Origin of the sequence: Leptothoe spongobia TAU-MAC 1115, assembly GCF_018739885.1 — a bacterium.
In the GTDB taxonomy this organism is placed as follows: Bacteria; Cyanobacteriota; Cyanobacteriia; order Phormidesmidales; family Phormidesmidaceae; genus Leptothoe; species Leptothoe spongobia.
Map to the genome: position 1 here is coordinate 1 of NZ_JADOES010000010.1, position 19,502 is coordinate 19,502.

At 46.4% G+C, this 19,502-nt stretch carries 14 protein-coding genes and 1 pseudogene; 9 read left to right on the forward strand and 6 right to left on the reverse strand.

The annotated features are described in order from the left end of the window. The 9 genes and pseudogenes from IXB50_RS07095 to IXB50_RS07135 form a co-directional block, all read left to right on the forward strand. Window positions 1–465 (forward strand): annotated as a pseudogene (locus tag IXB50_RS07095) (hypothetical protein); the annotation flags it as partial. 134 nt (window positions 466–599) lie between these two features. Then, entirely contained in the window at window positions 600–1,310 is a 711-nt protein-coding gene (locus IXB50_RS07100) for a TIGR02466 family protein (protein ID WP_215608259.1), read from the forward strand. Between the two features lie 225 nt (window positions 1,311–1,535). Further along, window positions 1,536–1,766, forward strand: a complete 231-nt coding sequence (locus IXB50_RS07105; protein ID WP_215608260.1) for a hypothetical protein — start codon at window positions 1,536–1,538, stop codon at window positions 1,764–1,766. After that, complete coding sequence (locus IXB50_RS07110; protein WP_326520738.1) at window positions 1,750–2,178, forward strand: type II toxin-antitoxin system VapC family toxin; 429 nt, start codon at window positions 1,750–1,752, stop codon at window positions 2,176–2,178. The genes IXB50_RS07105 and IXB50_RS07110 overlap by 17 nt, the downstream gene beginning before the upstream one ends. A 105-nt stretch (window positions 2,179–2,283) precedes the next feature. Then, on the forward strand, window positions 2,284–3,768 hold the full coding sequence (locus tag IXB50_RS07115; protein WP_215608261.1) for a leucine-rich repeat domain-containing protein: 1,485 nt from the start codon (window positions 2,284–2,286) through the stop codon (window positions 3,766–3,768). Window positions 3,769–3,792: 24 nt separating this feature from the next. Continuing rightward, complete coding sequence (locus tag IXB50_RS07120; RefSeq protein ID WP_281413245.1) at window positions 3,793–5,214, forward strand: COR domain-containing protein; 1,422 nt, start codon at window positions 3,793–3,795, stop codon at window positions 5,212–5,214. A 164-nt stretch (window positions 5,215–5,378) separates the two neighbouring features. Beyond that, complete coding sequence (locus IXB50_RS07125; protein WP_215608262.1) at window positions 5,379–6,578, forward strand: HhoA/HhoB/HtrA family serine endopeptidase; 1,200 nt, start codon at window positions 5,379–5,381, stop codon at window positions 6,576–6,578. 457 nt (window positions 6,579–7,035) lie between these two features. Beyond that, window positions 7,036–8,700, forward strand: coding sequence for a 4Fe-4S binding protein (locus IXB50_RS07130; RefSeq protein ID WP_215608263.1), 1,665 nt, complete (start codon window positions 7,036–7,038; stop codon window positions 8,698–8,700). Window positions 8,701–8,877: 177 nt separating this feature from the next. Continuing rightward, entirely contained in the window at window positions 8,878–10,332 is a 1,455-nt protein-coding gene (locus IXB50_RS07135; RefSeq protein WP_215608264.1) for an FAD-binding oxidoreductase, read from the forward strand. Window positions 10,333–10,414: 82 nt separating this feature from the next. Here IXB50_RS07135 and IXB50_RS07140 read toward each other — a convergent pair whose 3' ends face one another. The 6 genes from IXB50_RS07140 to IXB50_RS07165 form a co-directional block, all read right to left on the reverse strand. Further along, complete coding sequence (locus IXB50_RS07140; RefSeq protein ID WP_215608265.1) at window positions 10,415–11,182, reverse strand: class I SAM-dependent methyltransferase; 768 nt, start codon at window positions 11,180–11,182, stop codon at window positions 10,415–10,417. Between the two features lie 458 nt (window positions 11,183–11,640). After that, window positions 11,641–14,340 (reverse strand): HAMP domain-containing protein, encoded by a 2,700-nt coding sequence (locus IXB50_RS07145; RefSeq protein WP_215608266.1) that lies wholly within the window; start codon window positions 14,338–14,340, stop codon window positions 11,641–11,643. A gap of 147 nt (window positions 14,341–14,487) precedes the next feature. Further along, window positions 14,488–15,441: a phosphate/phosphite/phosphonate ABC transporter substrate-binding protein gene (locus tag IXB50_RS07150; protein WP_215608267.1), complete on the reverse strand. Its 954-nt coding sequence runs from the start codon at window positions 15,439–15,441 to the stop codon at window positions 14,488–14,490. A 537-nt stretch (window positions 15,442–15,978) separates the two neighbouring features. Continuing rightward, window positions 15,979–17,445: a choice-of-anchor I family protein gene (locus IXB50_RS07155; RefSeq protein WP_215608268.1), complete on the reverse strand. Its 1,467-nt coding sequence runs from the start codon at window positions 17,443–17,445 to the stop codon at window positions 15,979–15,981. A 728-nt stretch (window positions 17,446–18,173) separates the two neighbouring features. Then, window positions 18,174–18,494 (reverse strand): transposase, encoded by a 321-nt coding sequence (locus IXB50_RS22400; RefSeq protein WP_215608269.1) that lies wholly within the window; start codon window positions 18,492–18,494, stop codon window positions 18,174–18,176. Window positions 18,495–18,638: 144 nt separating this feature from the next. Then, window positions 18,639–19,391, reverse strand: coding sequence for an LmeA family phospholipid-binding protein (locus IXB50_RS07165; RefSeq protein WP_215608270.1), 753 nt, complete (start codon window positions 19,389–19,391; stop codon window positions 18,639–18,641). Window positions 19,392–19,502: the final 111 nt, after the last annotated feature.

Consider the following 19,502-nt stretch of genomic DNA (forward strand, 5'->3'; position numbering starts at 1 on the left):
AAGCGACTCATGGCCACTACACTACCTGATCATCGCAATATTGACGAGAAATTCAGGGGACCCTGTGAATTAATACCCCTAGAGCTTAAGGCTCATCTAAAACAAAAATTAAGCCGTCTCCATGAACTCTTTTTAGACGATTATCGACAACACTATTTGTCATCGCTAAAGTCGAGTACGGGTCTGTTTGGTCAGGCAGCAACAAATTTAGTGTATTTGCAAAATACCATTAACCATCTCTGTGTCGATGCCTATCGCGATGTGATAACACGGTTAGAAACAGCAGACCAATCTCAGCCGCCGCTCTACCATGACCTGGTAATGATTTTTATTGGCTGCTTTTGCTCCGGTGACGGCTATAGTAATTTCTGGCAGATGGATGCAGTCCTGGCCCAGCATTTTCTGCCTTGCTGGCATCTGTTACATGAATGGATTCAGCGGATGGATAAAGAAAGTAAAAAGTAAAAAGTAAAGAGTAAAAAGTAAAGGGTGGATAGTGACAAGTAGGGTGCTGTTAGGCGAAGCCGTAACGCACCGCATGTCTTCTGAAGTCTGATAAGCTACTCAATCCGGATACCTTTACCCTCGAAGCCCAGCAAATGCCCATTGATACCTGGTTTCCCCTTGCTGTTTATTACGAAGACCTGCCGGATGCTACAGCCCATAAAAAGCAGCTGATGGATGCGGCACTGCAGCTTGAAAAGGATGGCTATGAGCGGCGGGCATTCCCTGAGATGGCCTGGACGGGGGACCTGCATGGGGCGGAGCGGATTCATACTGACCCTCGGTTTACCTGGATCGTGGGGCAGGTGGAAAGTCATGTGCAGGGATATTTGAAAGGGCTGGGTTTAGATCTAAACCAAATCGCCCTCTATATTCAGCGGGCATGGCCTGTGATTTCTCGCTATCAGCAGGAAGTGGGGAGCCACTGCCATAATACGTCTCATATTAGTGCTGTGTATTATGTATCGGTGCCGAACTCGGGTAGTGATGAGGCGGGCAGTCTGGTGTTTTTTGATGATATGCGGCCCAATGAGGTAAGTCCTGGGTTGGGCAGTGAGAATACGAATATTATTGTGGAGTGGAATGCTCTAAATCAGGATCAGGCGATGTATGTGCCGGTGGAGGGGCGGTTGATTTTATTTCCGTCGAAGCAGCGCCATGGGGTGACGATGAATCATACAGAAGGGGAGCGGATTTCGTTGTCGTTTGATATTGTGTTGGCGGCGAAGCCGGGGAGTGCGGCGGGATCCTATGAGTTTTTGTTGCCGCCGCCAGAGCAGTGGCAGAGGTTTGGTGGCCGGTCGTAAGGAGGGAATTCGTAGGGTGCGCCCTGCGCACCGTTCGATCGTTTCAGCTATTATCCGATATCAACCCAATCGATTAATTATCCAGAGAGTCTTTAAGGGCAGGGATTATGGGTTGACAACCAGATGCTCGGTGGCTTTGGTGATTTTCAGTATTCGCAGTTAGTGAATGCTCCGTCTACAATGAATATAAGCAAATGACGACAGTCAGAATGGAGGGAACCCTATATGAAAACGATTCGTTTGAGATCCCATATTAATGAATTCGGTTTGTTACAGGTTCAACTCCCAGATCATCATAATGAAGAGGTTGAGATTCTGATTGTTTATCAGTCGGTTCAGGTTACTCAAAAGCGTCAGTGGTCACAAACGTTCCTAGATTTGTTTGGTGCATGGCAAGGAGAACCTTTAGTCAGAGAACCGCAAGGTCAGCAGCCAGAGCGTGAGCCTCTGCTCTAAAGATATACAAATGATGCTCTACCTTTTGGATACCAACACATGTATTGCGTATCTTAACCGCAGTAGTCAATTGATTTATGAAAATTTGCTTGCGCAATCGCCTGACGATGTATGCATCTGTGATGTGGTTAAGTTTGAGCTGTATTACGGGGCTTACAGGAGTAAGCGCAAAACTGAGAACCTGGAAAACTTAAGAATACTATTTGCTGAATTTGCAAGTTTACCCTTTGATGGCAAGGCGGCTGCAATCTGTGGTGCCATTCGTGCTGACTTGCAGGATAAAGGGACTCCTGTAGGAGCCTATGATTTACAAATTGCTGCAATTGCCTTGGCAAACGAATTAACTTTAGTGACTCACAACACCAGAGAGTTTGTAAGAATACCGAATCTTAAACTTGTTGATTGGCAGTAGCTGGCAGGGCTTGCATCGCGCATGACCCATTACAAATTTTAGGGATTCCTGGCAGTCTGGGGCTAAGCCGAGTATCTTAGTAGCGATACTGACCAAATGCCGTCTATGTCGTCAAAACCGCGTGGTTTTATGGCCAGCCCTGAAGGATTGCAAAAGCTAGAGGCTGCAAAAGCTTCACTGAATCTGAGCTTTGCTGCGATTGCTAAGCAGGCTGGCGTGGAAACGGATACGGTGATGCGGCTGTTTCACCCGAGTTGGGAAAAGCGCGTGAGTGAGGTGAGCCTTGCAGCCATTGCTCGGGTATTGACAGTGACACCAAGAGAAATTACGGCTGTTGAAGTTCACTCAAGCAATAGCAAAGCATTCGCTTTAGCTCAAAGGCGTATTAAGACGGCTATCGCATATAGATCAACGAACCTGGATTTATCAAGATTAGAGCTTACCTCACTCCCGAATGAAATTGGGCAGCTCAATGACTTGATTCGGCTTGATCTCTCACAAAGTCAACTTACTTCGCTCCCAAAAGAAATCGGTCAGCTCAACAACCTGGCTTGGCTTGATCTCTCACAAAACCAACTGACCTCGCTCCCAAAAGAGATCGGTCAGCTCAACAGCTTAACTCGGCTTGATCTCTCACAAAACCAACTGACCTCACTTCCAAAAGAGATCGGTCAGCTCAATAAGCTAACAAAGCTTGACCTCTCTCACAACCAGCTCACCTCACTTCCAAAAGAGATCGGCCAGCTCAATAGCCTGACTTGGCTTGATCTTTCAAAAAATAAGCTCACCTCACTCCTAAAAGAGATCGGTCAGCTCAACAATCTCACAGACCTTGACCTTTCACAAAACCAGCTGACCTTGCTGCCCACGGAAATCGGCCAGCTCAGCAATCTTACAGATGTTGGCCTCGATCACAATCAACTCACCTCGCTACCTGCAGAACTTTGGCAACTCAATAGCCTGACCAATCTTTTCCTCCATGAAAATGACCAATTGGGAGTTTCTGTCGAAATCCTTGGTCCTACTCGGAAAGAAGTTAACTCTGGTGCAACACCTGCAAAGCCAGCAGATATTCTCAACTATTACTTCCGCATACAGGACGATCGCCAGCCCCTAAACGAAGCAAAGCTCATTCTTGTAGGTTTTGGTGCTGTGGGTAAAACCTCCCTGGTTAACCGTTTGATTCACAATACTTTTGACCAAACTTCAAAGAAAACCGAGGGCATTAACATTACCCAATGGCCCATACAACTTAACCAAAGCGAAGACATCACCCTCCATGTATGGGACTTTGGGGGGCAAGAGATCATGCACTCCACCCACCAATTCTTTCTCACCGAACGCAGCCTTTACCTGCTAGTCCTCAACGGTCGCCAAGGCCATGAAGACACCGATGCCGAATACTGGCTAGAGCTAATCCAAAGCTTTGGGGGAGATTCCCCCATCATCGTTGTACTCAACAAAGTGGCAGAGCACCCCTTTGACGTCAACCGCCGCGCCCTCCAACAAAAGTTTCCTAACATTCGTGAGTTCATCCAGACTGACTGTGACACGGAAACTGGCATTGATACTTTACGCACAGCAATTTAAAGAGAAACAGACCGACTAGAGCACCTGCGGGACCCGTTCCCTGGCAGTTGGTTCGAAATCAAAAAGCGCCTGTCCAAAATGGCTGCCAACTACATCTCCTTTGAAAAGTATCGAGAAATTTGCCAAGCAGATGGAGAACCTGAACCAATTGCTCAGAACTCATTAGCGGTACATCTCCATAGTCTCGGTATCGCCCTTAATTATAAAGATGATAGCCGTCTCCGTGACACTCACGTCCTCGATCCTCACTGGGTTACTAACGGCATTTATACCCTCCTCAATGACCACGAGCTTACCGAAACAAATGGCGAACTAGAAATTGACTGCCTCAACAGGCTGTTAGACCCAAAAGACTATCCATTAGAACGCCATGACTTCTTGTTGGGGCTCATGCGTAAGTTTGAGTTGTGCTTTCCCTTCCAAGATGACGAAAAGCGTTATCTTATCCCGGACCTTCTGGACAAACAACAACCTAAAGCCGCATCGCAGTTTGAACCTTCTGAATGTCTCAACTTTCGCTATAAGTACCCCATTTTGCCAGAAGGCTTGCTTCCCCGATTTATCGTCCGTACCCATGTGCTAAGCGATCATCAACTCCGCTGGCGCACTGGCGTTATTCTGAATTTTGAAGGCAATCAAGCCCTAGTTAAAGCCGACCCTCAAGACAAATCTGTGAGTATAAGTGTCAATGGCCCCATCTCTAGTCGCCGTCGCCTATTAGCAATTATCCGCTCTGACTTTGACCGTATCCACAGCAACTTTAAGTTCACCCCTAAAGAACTCGTTCCGGTCCCTGGTTATCACAATATCGCTGTCAGCTACAAAGATCTGCTAATCCGAGAAAACAAAGGCAGAAAATCATTTGAGGAAGTCGTCGGAGATGAGCTAATTGACCTCAATGTTCAAGACTTACTCAACGGCGTAGATATCGAAGGTAGTCGCCAAAGTGCATCTGGTATAGAACGCCGTGATCAGGCCCTAAAGCTCTTCTACAGCTATTCCCACAAGGACGAAACCCTACGTAATCAACTCGACACTCACCTCAAAATCCTCCAACGCCAAAAGCTTATTCAACCCTGGCACGACCGCTGTATTGTTGCCGGTACAGACTGGGCCAAAGAAATTGACGACAATCTCAAACGAGCAGACATTATTCTATTGTTGATTAGCGCTGACTTTATCGCCTCGGACTACTGCTACGAAATCGAACTCAAGCAAGCCATGGAACGTCATTATGCTGGTGAAGCGAGAGTAATTCCAATTATTCTGCGGCATGCTGATTGGACTGACACACCATTTAGCGCCCTTCAAGCGTTTCCTCCCAATGCAAAACCCATTACATCCTGGTCTGATCGCGACGAAGCCTGGCACGATGTGGAAACTGCAATCAAAGAAGCGATTAAAGACATCAAAGCTCAGCGCATCGCGAAAGAATTAATGAAATAGGCAAATATCAACCTCCAACCTCTGGATCATCCATTGGCTTCGACTCCGCCCAACCATCTCAGCATTTATTAAGCCACCCAACACATAACTGACAACCAGATGTCACAGAAAAGTCATATTGCCTCTTTAAGCTATGGATAACTGAATCAAAGCTGTCCCAAGCCATGTCTTATCCCCTTCATCCCAAAACCCCTAAGCCCCGCTCCCGCAGACTAACCATGCTCAGCAGTGTCCTCATGGGAGCCACCCTCGCCACAGCAGGTAGCTACCTCGCCTGGGCACCCGAATCACCCCTGCGTAACGAAAACCAGGTCGCCGTTGCCCAAACTGCACCAGCAACTACTCCCGTCGCTAACCCCAACTTCATTACCGATGTCGTCACTGACGTCGGACCTGCGGTCGTCCGTATCGACGCATCCCGCACCGTGAGTCAGCGGATCCCCGATGTCTTTAACGACCCCACCTTCCGTCAGTTCTTTGGTGGACGAGTCCCCCAGGGAGGCCAAGAACGGACAGAACGTGGTCTGGGCTCAGGCTTTATCATCAGCGATGATGGTCAGATCATTACCAATGCCCATGTGGTCGATGGAGCCGATACGGTAACGGTTACCCTCAAGGATGGCCGCATTTTAGATGGTCAAGTATTGGGTAGCGACCCCGTCACCGATATTGCCGTCATTAAGGTAGATGAACGGAACCTGCCTACCGTTGAACTGGGTGATTCCGATCAGTTGCAACCCGGCGAATGGTCCATCGCTATTGGTAATCCCCTCGGTCTCGACAATACCGTTACCGTCGGCATTGTCAGTGCCGTAGGGCGTTCCAGTAACCAGGTGGGGGTGCCCGACAAACGGGTGGAATTTATCCAAACGGATACAGCAATTAATCCTGGTAACTCTGGTGGACCACTGCTCAACCAGCAGGGTGAGGTCATTGGTGTGAATACGGCCATCATCAACGGTGCCCAAGGGCTGGGCTTTGCCATTCCTATCAACATGGTGGAGCGCATTGCCACAGAACTCGCTCAAAATGGTGAGGTACAGCATCCATTCTTAGGGATTCAGATGATTACCCTAAGTCCGAATGTGAAGGAGGAGATTAATAGCAATCCCAACAGTGGCTTGACAGTTGATGAGGATAGCGGGATTTTAATCGCTCGGGTACTGTCGGATTCACCAGCAGCCGAGGGTGGTCTGCGGGCTGGCGATGTCATTACGGCTATCGATGGTACTGCTGTAGCGGATGCCGCTGAGGTCCAGCGTATTGTCGGCAATGGCAAAGTTGGCGAAAAGTTGACAGTTGAGGTGAACAGAAATGGTGATGTGAAGCGGTTGGATGTGAGACCGGAGAATTTACAGCAGTAAATAATTTCAGGGCATTTGGTAGGAGCATCCCTGGTGGGTGCCCTGGAATTGTTAGGTATGGCAGAATTTTAATCACACTGTAGGGGCACTTCTTGTAAGTGCCCTTTTTGCGTAGATAAGGAACTGGGGTGACTGATGGGGAGTTTAAAGGGGTTGCTTGGGGTCCCTCCGAGTTCCCCAAACCCCCTGGGCAGGGCCGTTACGCCGCCCTACAACCCAACGTACCAGGTTATCCCTAATGACACTAAATTGGGGTTACGGCGAGGACGATTATGTATGTTCTGGGCTGGTTTCTGCACAGGATCTCGAACATACAACTCCTCCAATAATGTTGCTTAGCAGGATTTATATTAATCTCTTACCCGGACAAAATACATAGTCTGTAAAAGATTACCCTTAAAGGTACTGCCAATTGATACGCCATCTTCCACAGTGAAGAAAAGGGAGGAGGCGTATTATGCTAGCGAAAATTTCAGAACGGCGGATGCACGTTGTCCGATGGGTTTTAATTATTGGTTGGGGCGTATTGATTCTGTCCCTTTTTTATGATCCGATTTCCTCTGTGCTTACGATTCCGAATGGCCCTTGGGGGTTCTTGGGCGATCCTACCCTCGATCCGAATCGCTGTGTCCAGGTGCAGGGTGCCTGTGTGGATCTTGAGCCTTATCAGATTGGTGCGCGTATCTTTTGGGGTATGGTGGTGCCCTGTGGCATTTTTATTGTGTTTGTCTTTGGCCATGAGACCTGGCGACGCATTTGTCCCCTATATTTCTTTTCACAGATTCCACGGGCGTTAGGTTTACCCCCTCGTTCATCGATTAAGTCTTTTCCCTGGCTAGAACGCAATCATTTTTATTTACAGTTTGGCCTCTTCTTTTTGGGGCTCAATGGGCGCATTCTGTTGGTTAATTCTATTCGTCCTGTATTAGGTACGTTTTTAGTGTTGACACTATTAAGCTCAGCGGGTGTGGTGTGGTTCTTGGGAGGGCGCAGCTGGTGTCACTATGTGTGTCCCTTTGGCATGGTGCAAACAGTATTCACTGGCCCTCGGGGCTTGCTGGATAGCCAGGCCCATGTATCACAACCGAAGGGAGTCACCCAGTCTATGTGCCGGACCGTGGATGCAACTCGGCAAGAGAAAAGTGCCTGTATCTCATGTAAGTCTCTCTGTATGGATATTGACAGTGAGAAGTCTTACTGGGAGCATCTGCAAAAGCCGGGTAGACGGTTGGTACAGTATGGCTACCTGGGCCTGGTGATTGGTTACTTTCTGTTTTACTGGCTCTATGCGGGTAATTTTGATTATTACTTTTCTGGGGTGTGGAGCCATGAAGCGGCAGCTTTGGATAATCTATGGAAACCTGGGTTTTATTGGTTTGGAATGGCTGTGCCAATTCCGAAGCTGATAGCTGCACCGCTGACGTTGGGGGGATTTGCGATCGCAATCTTCCACCTCTGCACCCGTCTAGAAAAACGCTATCGTGGCTACCTCAAGAGCAACAGCCCTCACCTTGGTTCAGAACAAAGTCAACATCGGCTCTTTGCCATTTGCACCTTTCTCGCCTTCAACATTTTCTTTATCTATGGTGGTCGTCCAGAGATCAACAGCTGGCCCTTGGCCATGCAGCTAGCCTTTCAGGGCATGATTACCCTTGCCAGTGGCATCTGGCTCTATAGAACATGGGAACGTAGCCCCGATCAATATCTGCGCGAAAGTGTTGCCGATAAACTCAAACGACAATTAGCCAAGCTGCCAGCGGGGCTATTAACCCCTTTAATCGGTGGTTCGCTTGACCGGCTCAGTGCTGATCAGATCTATGTATTAGCAAAAACGTTACCCCATACCGCCCAGTATGATCGACGTAAGCTCTATAAAGGTGTCCTGCAAGAAACCCTAGAAGCTGAACAAGTCACGTCAGCCAATAGCCTGATGCGCTTACATTACTTACAAGAGCAACTAGAAATCACCCCGCAGCAGCACTATGACTTGCTCGCAGAGCTGACGGCTGCTACCGGTGTACAGCAAGCGATCCATCCCATCGCACCGCCCCTGCCACGCACGGTGTTGAGGCAAGGTTCTGGCCACCAGCGTACCATTATGCGTAGCGATCGCACCCCTTAAACAACCCACCATGGGCGCGTTGTAGAGGCGTTACATACAACGCCTCTACAAATCCCAACAACCACGACCAAAGTTCAAACTGTCATTCCTCCTACGGAAAAACAACCCGTCAGAATGTGGTCACAATGAGACGGACATTAGTCCAACTGTTCCTGTAGGCATCACTCCAGCACTACCATGTTGAAACTCAAAGTCATCAACCAAGCCACCAATACCTTCTACGAAAGCGACCTACAACCACAACAGGCCAACACCCCCGAATGCTTAATTGGCCGCCACCCTAGCTGTGACCTGGTCTTGGATGGCCCCACCGTCAGCCGTGTTCATGGTCGCATTCTGTTCCAGGACCAGCGCTGTTATTTTTCCGACTTGGGTAGTACCGATGGCTCTCGTCTCAATAACGAATCCATTGCAGTCACCCAGCCCTACGCCCTGGCTACCGATGACGTTATCCGTGTAGGAGAGTTTGCTCTCCTAGTCGAATCCATTGATTCACAGCAGGTTCAGTCGACTACAGCGACTCCCTCAGGGAGTCCAATGGTGGACCAGATGACAGTACAGTGTATCCAAATCATTCAAGAAACCGTCGATGTCAAAACATTTCGGTTTCGGGCAGAGCCCACCCGACTGTTTGACTACAAACCAGGCCAGTTTGTCACCCTCAAGCTCAATATTGATGGCAAACCAGTCAATCGCTCCTACTCCATCTCATCCAGCCCGTCTCGTCCCCATATTCTAGAAATTACCGTCAAACGTGTCCCTCCGGCTCAAGAAAGTATGCCCCCTGGCCTTGTCTCTAACTGGTTGCATGATCACCTGACTGTAGGCCAGACATTGGATATTCAAGGCCCGTTTGGTCACTTTAACTGTATTGACCATCCAGCGGATAATTATCTATTTGTATCTGCAGGGAGTGGCATCACCCCGATGATGTCCATGGCTCAGTGGCTATGTGATACTGGCTCTACGTCAAAGATTGTCTTTATCCACAGCGCTCGCTCACCTGAGGACATTATTTGTCGGCAACGATTAGAATTGCTAGCCCGTCAAAATCCTAATCTGGAGCTAGCTTGGACCCTCACGCGACCGACGACTGGCTCTGCCTGGACAGGCTATCGTGGACGTTTGAGAGAAAGCTTATTAAAGGCCATCGTACCTAAGTATGAGTGTTTCACCACCTTTGTATGTGGTCCTCAGGGCTTTATGAGTAGTACAAAATCCTTGTTCGAGAGCCTCGGCTTTCCGATGAAAAATTACTTTGAAGAGAGTTTTGGTGCGGCTAAAGCCCCTCGCAAGACACCGCCTAAGGTCCAGGCTCAACCGACTGAAGTCGCAGCGCCGACTCTGGCTCAGTCAGAAGGTACCGATGATCCGGTCGTTATCTTTGCTAACTCTAATAAGGAAGTGAGTTGCGATCTTGAAGATAGTTTGCTCGATGTGGCAGAGCAGGCTGGCATTGACCTGACCAGTGGCTGCCGCATGGGTAGCTGTGGCGTGTGTAAGCACCAGTTACTAGAAGGCGATGTGGAATATGATGATGAACCAGGGGGACTATCGGATAGCGATCGCAAAAATAATCATGTCCTGGTCTGTGTTGCTCGACCGGTTGGCCGAGTCGTACTGTCCGCATAATGCAACTAGAGATTCTATCCCTCGATGTTCTCGCCTGAGACAGGTCTGAAGATAGTCTTGTCTCAGATCACCCATATCTTTTTTACAATTTCTTGCCAAGGACCCAGATCATAAATGGGCTCTCCATCAGTTGAAAGTCTCCATAGTTATAATCCCCGTACAATGCCAATACTTCAAATCCAACTTCTTTGATCAACGCTTCAAACGCTTCTTTTTCAAGAATGCTAAATTCAATGTCCATAAACCGCTTAGTCTGTAGTATCCCTTGCAGGCTATAGGTCTCAATAAACTGTAAGCCATGGACCTGCTTCTGCTCTGGATCATAGGTCTCCATTGTCCAAAGCATCAGTGAACCTTGTGCATCTGGCAAAGCATGCCGAGCCCTCAACTTGAGTCTGCCATCTACAGTCCGCAACCGAACATGAGGATTATGCAGTGAACAAATAAAGCGTCCATCGGTTGATAAGTGTTGATAGATCCGGATAAGAGCCTGTCGCTGTTCTGCGGAGGATAACAACTCAGAAAAAGTTTGAAATGGCAACAAGATCCGATCAAACTGTTGATCGAGATCAAGTAGGCAAACATCAACGGGGTGAATCGTAGCTGATAGATCGCGTTGAGCTAGTTTTTGCTCTAGTACAGCCAGCATCTCAGGAGATTTATCGATGCAGGTTAACTTTGCCCCTGCTTCGATTAACGGGATAGAAATCCGTCCTGTTCCAGACATTAATTCTAAAACATCCGATGATACCCCCTTAACTTGATCAAGCAAAAAAGGAATATCTAGGGTTGTTTGAACATAACTATCATATAAGTCTGCGACGTTAGCGTATTTAATAGGTTGAGTCATTCTCTTTTAGTTGCCCGTATTGATCAGATGACGCTTGCTAGGTCATCATAGTTTGCACCTGCCGAAGATGACCGCAAACTCAATAAATATATGCTTCTCTGATAGTTTCAGCTCAACAGGAAGTATCGCATAAAAAACAATGGGTAAACGGCCCGTTTATCCTCTCCAATTTAGAAAAACCCAGCTTCTCAGCTAATGCCCCACTTCAACCATCAATCTTCAACCATCAATTTTGAGCTAAGAGAAGGGGTATTCGCGTAAGCCGGGAAATTCTGATCAGGTAAGGAAGTTAATGGTTCGGGGTTGGTAGTTATTCCCTGACTGGAGTCTAACGACTAACTACTAACTACTATCTTCTAGAAAACGTCCCACATTAAGTTGATACCCTTGAATTTGATGGGTTTGCCCACAGTTTTTTATCTCATTGAATAGTAAATTAACGAACCGAGGGAAACACGTTATAGCCGATGTTCTGCATCCAGAACGCTGTCGATTTCTTCGGTCAAGTTTGAAGTACGTTCCGAGGAAAGCGTCATGCTCTTCGCCAAATTATCCACAGCTTGGGTCATTTGCAATTGATTAATGTTAATGAAAGACAGACCTTGAAGCAGCTGATCAATCTGTTGTTCACCTTTTAATACTTCTTCTATATGGTGCTGAGCATCTTTTACATATTCAGTACCATTATTAATCTGTACTTGAATCTTGTTTAAGGTGTTACTAATATTCCCGATTTCCTTATCAATCAAGCCTAAATACACTGATGTGCTATTTGCACTCTTGTCAGTCTCTTGCTCAATATTTTGAGCATGCGGCTGATCCAAAGCCTGCAACTGTTTTATATTGTTACTAATCCCTGAGAAGCTACGGCATCGATGGAGAGCCTTCTGGGCTACATCCACTAACTCTGGAATAGTCTGAATGAGTGGTTGAAGGGTTGCTAGCATTGTCAGAGCAGCCTGGGTTTGGTACGTCATCGGCTCCACCACCTTGACCGCAGTTTCTTCGGTTTGAGCGAGCGATGTTTTAAGCTGACTATTGATGTGCTCTACATTAGCGGTTAGTTGAAGTAAATGGGTGAAGGTATTTTGGAAAACATCAGAAAGATCTTCAGAGGCATTAACTTCCAACGCTTTAGGGGTTGATTGTGAGGATGAGGTTTCTGTCTTGAACGTATGTGTGAGCTCAGCTATTTGTTGCTGAAGCCTCTCTTTTTGCTGCTGTAGCTTTTTCGATAACGTTTCGCTTACTTGACGAGCATCCTGGGCCTCAGATAGAGAATTTAAGCGTTCAACAACTAACTGGAACTGGACAGACAATTGTTCTACAAACGCCACTTCTACAGGCTGCCATGGGTGCAATGCCTCACAGTGGTGAACCATCCAAAAACCATATAACGCATTATCAACAGCCATGGGTACTATCAAGCTAGACTTTACATCCAGTAGCTCCATGCACTGATAATAGGCATCTGAATCTTCGCCTATTTCCTTTGCCACATCATCGATTACTGTTGTTGTTACTTCAATATCTTCTGTCAACAGGTTTGGAGGAATAAAAGCTTTTTGGTTAGGATAGCTGGTAGCTCGACGATAATTGGATGTTGTCACTTCCGATTCGACTAGTCCACTACCATTGGAACTCAATCGATAAAAGAAAACTCGATCAGCTTGCAAGATTTCCTGTATATCAGGCAAAGCATCTTCAGCAATAGTACGCATAGCGCGCAAATTGTCTGCAGGAGCGCTAGCAATACGGGCAAAGAGTTTAGCCTTGTGGGTGTCGGCTTCTTGTGCCGTTAGCAGCGTCCGGGTACGCGAAACAAGCTGATTGAAGGTGCGAGCTAAGAGACGGGTTTCGCGAGTTCCTTCTGGGGTGGCTGCAACGGTCAGATCGCCGGATGCTACCTGATTGCTATAGTCTGCCAAATTAGCCAGTGGCAATGAAAGCTGACGAGCTAGCAAAATAATCAGTCCTGACGTTAAGCCGCTGAGTAGAATAGCTGTGACTGCAAACAGTAATAATAGCTCCTGTCCTGCACTCGCAATTTCTCGACGTTCCATTGATGCGATCGCCACCCATTTAGTCGTTGGAATAGTCGCGACTTTATACAGTCTGTTTTTATGGATGAAAGACAGTAAAACAATATTGTTCTCTGACAAGATGAGGGAAAGTTCTCGCACCTGTTTCTGATTGCTCAGGGCTTTAGTAATTTGAGCCTCATACGCCTCTATGTTCGTAGCCGACGCATCTGCTGGAAAGTCAATCTCACTAAGAGCCGTAATGACAGCCTCGACAGTCTCAGCACCAATGGTTTTAGTTTCTTTCCGAAAACCTTGGGGAGAAAACGTATCAATAATTCCTAGGGTCTGACTATCAATAATTTGGACTCTCTGACTACCGCTAATCCCTGTCCGTTGTAGATAGTCGGCCAGGAGACTGAATTTTCGAGCGGGTAATACGGCACGAATGACGCCCACAAACTGTTGATCACCAGGATTGATGATGGACTGGACTAGTTCTACTGTGCGAGCCTTAGAGGCAAAATCAAAGTCAGGTGGGCTAATCCATACACCATCTTGTTTAGCTCTCTGCCACCAATCTTCATCACTTTGTACAAAGTCGGTGGTCGGACGACTATAGGCCACATTAAAACCGTAGCGGTTAGTCACTGAGATTTCTGAGATTTCAGCAGTTTCAACCGTTTCTTGGAGGTATTTGTTTAAAGATTTGTGATCCCGCAGTAGCTTGGTATTGGTAAATTTAGATTCCAGCTCTGAGACAGATAGCTTATCTAAACCAGCGTTGGCCGCTTCATTACTACCAGCTAGGGCTTCATTGATGACCAGGGGACTGTTCGCAATGACACGTGGGAGGGTAAGGAGTTCGTCTAAAACAGCAAGAGTACTGCCACTAGCCAGTAACGACTGGTCTGTCAACTGCCGCTGTAAGCGTTCTTCTGTCCGCTGTTGCACAACTCGATAGCCAATGCCACTGGCAATTAACAGCGGCACTAAAACCACTGGCAGGATAGTCAATAGGAGTTGACTTCGTAGGGTGTTTCCCTGGGGTGTCAACCATTGTCCTAGCCAATTGCCCACAACGCCCAACGCCGGGTTAGGTTTTGATTGACCAGTCATTGCATTTTGTTGAACCATGGCTAAGGCTACTGAAGGATCACTTAATTAGAAAATACGTATATCAAATAGGCTTGATAACAGCCTTAGTCCCGTAGGAATAAGACATGGAATCAAAACATTGAGTGAGAGTAGATGTTAGAGCGATATCTAAAATTGCAAGCGCAGCTAGCTAGAAATCTGTTGGGCAGCAAGATGCTCTTGTACACGATTGTAGGAGTCTTGAAGCTTAAGAATGGCCTCATCCACGCCTTCAGGAAATTCGTCAAATTCTGCTGTCTCACTAAACTCAACAAGAGCTGCACGACCTTTTTGAGAAGTTTCCATATCTAACAAAACATCTTTGACGGCCGCAATTTGCTGGTCACTCAGACTAGGGCCAACCACTACCATATGCCGAGGATATTTTGGAGTTTCAGTGATGACCATTAGTTGAGCTCGATCCGCGTCAGAGACTTCGGCCCACGTTTCACTATCTACGGCTCCAGCTTGTACTTTACCGTTGAGGACCCATTCCACAGTTGTTTCATCTTCCCCAGAAAAGATATAGCCAATTTCATCCTCATCAACAGGATGATTGGCTTCTGCCTTGGTTACTGGGGTTAAGTCATTGTCCATCAGTTCAATCAAGGGAAACATAAACCCTGAGCTGGAGCTGGGCTTCTGCATTGCCATCATTTTCCCCTGGAGAGAGGCCAAATCTGATAGATCGCTGTCTTGGCGAGCAATAAATAAAGTGTTGTACTCAGGCACACCATCTTTCCAACGGCGTAGAATTGGAGTGGCTCCTGATTTTTCCATTACCTGCATCGCTGGAAAAACACTATCAAAGTAAAGATTGACCTCGCCTGATGCCATCCATTCCGCAACGGTGTCCACATCTGGAGCAATTTTTACTTCTCCTTGCGTGACACCGACCTTCTTTAGTTTTGAAGCGAGGTAATCAGCCATAGGCTGAGTTTCAGGAATTAAGGATTCAGGATCAAAATCAACATCTGTAAGGATAATAGATTCTCCACCAGATGCCCCCTTAGGGGTGGAGTCTGCTTGACTAAAACCGCAGCCTGCGAGAAATATTATGCTGCTAGTCAATAGAAGTGATGAAGTTAGTTTATTTAGCATAGTGTATGTAGTATGTTGGTTAGAATTTTGTCGAAAGTTATCGTGATCGATTAGCTGTATCCCTGAACTTTTTGTTCTCTCTCTATGCCTGAAACGAATTATAGTTACTGTTAATCAAGGACTAATTAAGCAACCGACTGTTTCTCAATCGGGAAAAACTTTGACTACGTCCTAACTACAAACAGCTGATTAGAAGTATCCATATGGACATTACGATTATCGACGGGATGGTTCAGGATAAGTTTCTGATAAGTTTCCTGACTTTTTTGTTTAAGGGACTCTCACCGATTGTTCCAGGCACTGGAGAACTTTATTTATGGAAATAAAAAACCTCTAAGAAATACTTTCAAAGAGGTTTTTACAATCAAAACGCAAGGGTGTTTCCAGGGCCAAGTAAGACTCTTAACAATACATAGCCAAATTGTATGTGACGCTGAGTCATAACGCAGAAATAACAGAAATACGACGCAGGTCTAATGTATTGGAGAAATATTTGCCACTTCACCTTATAATTCAGGCTAATTCGAGCTCATGAGACTAAGGGGTAGCCTGATATACCGCAAAGGTTTTGCTTACTTCATTGGTGACTACCAGTAAAGGTGCCCCAATCGGACTATTGTCTGCATCGATATAAAGTAACCCTTCGGGACTGTAATCACTGCTAAAGTTGGGTTCGTAGGTCACAAACGTAGGGGCCGCAGGATTGGAAATGTCATAGACCATAACACCACCCGTACGCTCTAGCCCGATAAAGGCAAGGGTATGTCCTCTGAAAACACCGAGAGCCACACCTTCAGCCTCGGGACCTTTGTCGTCACTACGGTCATCAAGCTCGTTGACTTCTCCCCCATTGATGTTGAACAGCTCCGGGAAATTATTCGCAATGATCTGCTCAAAGTCGTCGCCACTGTCAAAGACTAGATTACCTGCCGCATCCCAGATGGAGAAGGAACGAGCACCATAGCTGTAGATTTGATCAATGTCGCCATCGCCGTCGGTGTCACCCAAGGCACTGGTAGTTTTCAGACGACCTAAGTTGTTTTCGCGCTGTAGTGCAGCAGCATTGGGATAGGCAAAGGGATCGAGGACTAGATCCTTTACCCGTTCTTCTTCTGAAAAGCCTTCGTAGTCACGCGCATCCCCTTCGTTGGCAGTCACTAAGTAGGTATCTCCATTGACCGTGTAGCTTGAGATTGCATCCGGTTGGTACATACCCAATACTGGACGGGTTTGAATGTTAATACCACCATCCTCATTACTGGCATCAAAATTATTACCAATAATACTGTGATCCTTAAAGCCCAAACTTTTCACCTCAGTGAAGCGTTCAGTATACAGATCTAAAATGCCGATGGCATTGTTTTCTTGCAAGGTAACATAGGCAGTGGAACCATCTGCAGAGACTGTAATAAACTCAGGCTCAAGATCTTCTGAAGGACTAGCGCCAGAGCCAAAGATACGCACCTCAGGATCGATCGGTACATTATCAAAGCCAACGGTTTTTACTGTGTTATTAGCTATATTAATGATGCTGACAGACCCTACTGGATCCACAGTATAGTCATCGCTAGGCTCTCCTTCATTGGCGACTAACACCTTGTCACCATTGGGGGTAAAGGTCACCATATCAGGTAGGGCACCAACTTCAAACTTTTGCTGGAAATTGCCTTGGGCATCGAAAAAGGCAACAATGCCGTTGTCCTGTGCCACATCGGCTTCGATGGCAGCTACCAAGACACCATTACTAAAAGCGACACTATTGACACTGCCGCTCTCGAATCCGCCAATATTCGAGGACTTAGTCAAATCAATAGAGCTGACAAAGGTAGGTGTACTGGGGTTACTGAGATTAAAAATTTCAATGGTATCGCCCGTTGTAACAAACAGGTTAGCGCTATCAGCATCGAATGCAGAAATCTCTGCTCCACCTTCAACTTGAGTGCCACCTAAGCGATTGAGACTAAAGGCAGATACGGATGTGGCCACTGTACTAGCCAGCACCATTGCTGGAACCACAACCCCGAAAATATATTTACATCTCATAGTATCAATATCAATAGATCGAATATTCTCTAAAAAGTAATCGTCGATGCTATTCCTGATGAAACTCTTGCGAGAGGGTGGCCTAAAAGTTGTAGCACAACTAACCACTGCTCCAATATTGAAGTATTGGATACGTATTGACTGAGCTTATTAGGGTATCTCTAATAATTTGCCTGATTGTTCAGGAGGCATTAGTGATACGCCTTAAGTAGGGTAACAATATTAAACACCAGGAAAGTAAATTTTTCATGAGGCTTTTAGGTGCTAATTGTTACAGTGACCACTTAAGCAAACACTCAAAAAGAGACATTGTCTCTCTCTGCATAAGATATAAGGATGCCTTAAATATAATTTGTGTGCTATCTCTTTGCGGGTGACTTTACAGAATATGTACAATTACTTAAATGCTTCAATATCTTTGCCAGTAACTTCAGGGGTTGGGTAGTAGCAAGTTCATCTCAACAACATCCAAATATCACATTTCGTACAAGGTCAATGTCTCTGGGAACTTTTCTAATCCTAGAGATACTTTCCAATATTTGACCGGCGAACTAGGGGTAGTATCTTTGCTTTCATTGCATTTGGCATTTTATTTAGTTCAAATCACTAATATGAAGCAAGAACAAAACTCTCCCCCAGTTTTGTTATCACCTCTAGAATAGAGTGATGAGCTTGTTCCAGATTCTCTCCTAGCCTGCCTTGATACACCTGGTCAGTAACACTTTCTCAATTCTCACATAGGCCTCTAATAACGGGTCTAACACCACCACTGCTGCTTTAATGACTACCACATTAGCGGCACTGACAAAACAATTTAACACCAAGCCTAAGATGTCAACAACGATATGACGCTTACGCCCTTTGACCCACTTATGGCCATCAATTCCTGGGTCAGGTCCTTTTTTCTCTGAGGTCCTCACAGATTGACTATCAATGCTCGTCAAACGTTGACTTCTTGAGGATGACCGATACCCTGATGGACGGGGATTAATGGCTAAATCAAATCCCACTCATCATCGCTTAAATCTGAGGGCTAGGGAAGACGGCTCATAACCGCCTCCAGTGTTAACGACACTGCTGGTTATACAGGATCGAAAGGGAACCTATTCTCACCCATTGACAATAATGCACGAACCTATCACACGAAATGAGTTCTATTTTTTCCTTGGAAATTGCCTAATGTCAGCAGTTCCATAAAATACTAATTCTTTATCTCGTAGTCGCAGGCGATCAACACGCAACTGGGTCCCCTGCAAAGCAAATTTATCTAAATCCAGCAGAGAATTGACATGTTCAATAATTGCCTTGCTCAACTCAACGGACGTTTCGTCACCGCTGTAGCTAACGTCTACAAACTGAATTTTTCGACGTTCTTGGACCTCTAGTCGAGCAACGAACTCAATGTCTAGCGTTGGAGCCCAGTCACCAGCTTTAACCTTAGTTTTAACTGTGCAGGTTTTATCCTGCCCCAGAGCAAATGTCGTGTCTTGAAAATGCAGCTTTTTGCCATCGACTTCTAGCTGCTCTAATTTATCGACAATGAAATTAGTATTAAACGACGTCGTCAAGTCCTCCTCAGTCAACACCACTCGCATGGATGCCTGGGTAGGTTGACGCAGATTGATTTGGCCCTTGAAAATAGCGCCAAAATCTAGCGAAATGGCCTGCAAATAAAGCTCCATGGATTCGATGCGGAGGCCGTTGTACATGAGCATACTAGTACCCATGAAATCAAAGCCATCAACACTACCCTGGAGTAGCTTAGCTACAGGTTCAGCCCGCACGGTCGCATCTAATTTGCCCGTGCGCTTAAACAGTGCGGCAATAGCAGTGGTAACTGCTTTGCTAACAACCTGGTCACCGCTCTGTCCTGGAAATGGTAAATTGCCTAACACGAAGGATGTCATTCCTGTTCAGTGAGCGATTTCAATGGCCGCGACAGCCGAAACCAAACTATATAGCCAGACCTATTATGTACTTTTTTTAAGAAGCGTAACCAGAAGTAACGATATTTTTCC

Bases quoted from the DNA above. Each gene is read 5' to 3' on its own strand.
- IXB50_RS07100 (WP_215608259.1), top strand. From the start codon at position 600: ATGCCCATTGATACCTGGTTTCCCCTTGCTGTTTATTACGAAGACCTG.
- IXB50_RS07105 (WP_215608260.1), top strand. From the start codon at position 1,536: ATGAAAACGATTCGTTTGAGATCCCATATTAATGAATTCGGTTTGTTA.
- IXB50_RS07115 (WP_215608261.1), top strand. From the start codon at position 2,284: ATGTCGTCAAAACCGCGTGGTTTTATGGCCAGCCCTGAAGGATTGCAA.
- IXB50_RS07125 (WP_215608262.1), top strand. From the start codon at position 5,379: ATGTCTTATCCCCTTCATCCCAAAACCCCTAAGCCCCGCTCCCGCAGA.
- IXB50_RS07130 (WP_215608263.1), top strand. From the start codon at position 7,036: ATGCTAGCGAAAATTTCAGAACGGCGGATGCACGTTGTCCGATGGGTT.
- IXB50_RS07135 (WP_215608264.1), top strand. From the start codon at position 8,878: ATGTTGAAACTCAAAGTCATCAACCAAGCCACCAATACCTTCTACGAA.
- IXB50_RS07140 (WP_215608265.1), bottom strand. From the start codon at position 11,182: ATGACTCAACCTATTAAATACGCTAACGTCGCAGACTTATATGATAGT.
- IXB50_RS07145 (WP_215608266.1), bottom strand. From the start codon at position 14,340: ATGGTTCAACAAAATGCAATGACTGGTCAATCAAAACCTAACCCGGCG.
- IXB50_RS07150 (WP_215608267.1), bottom strand. From the start codon at position 15,441: ATGCTAAATAAACTAACTTCATCACTTCTATTGACTAGCAGCATAATA.
- IXB50_RS07155 (WP_215608268.1), bottom strand. From the start codon at position 17,445: ATGGTGCTGGCTAGTACAGTGGCCACATCCGTATCTGCCTTTAGTCTC.
- IXB50_RS07165 (WP_215608270.1), bottom strand. From the start codon at position 19,391: ATGACATCCTTCGTGTTAGGCAATTTACCATTTCCAGGACAGAGCGGT.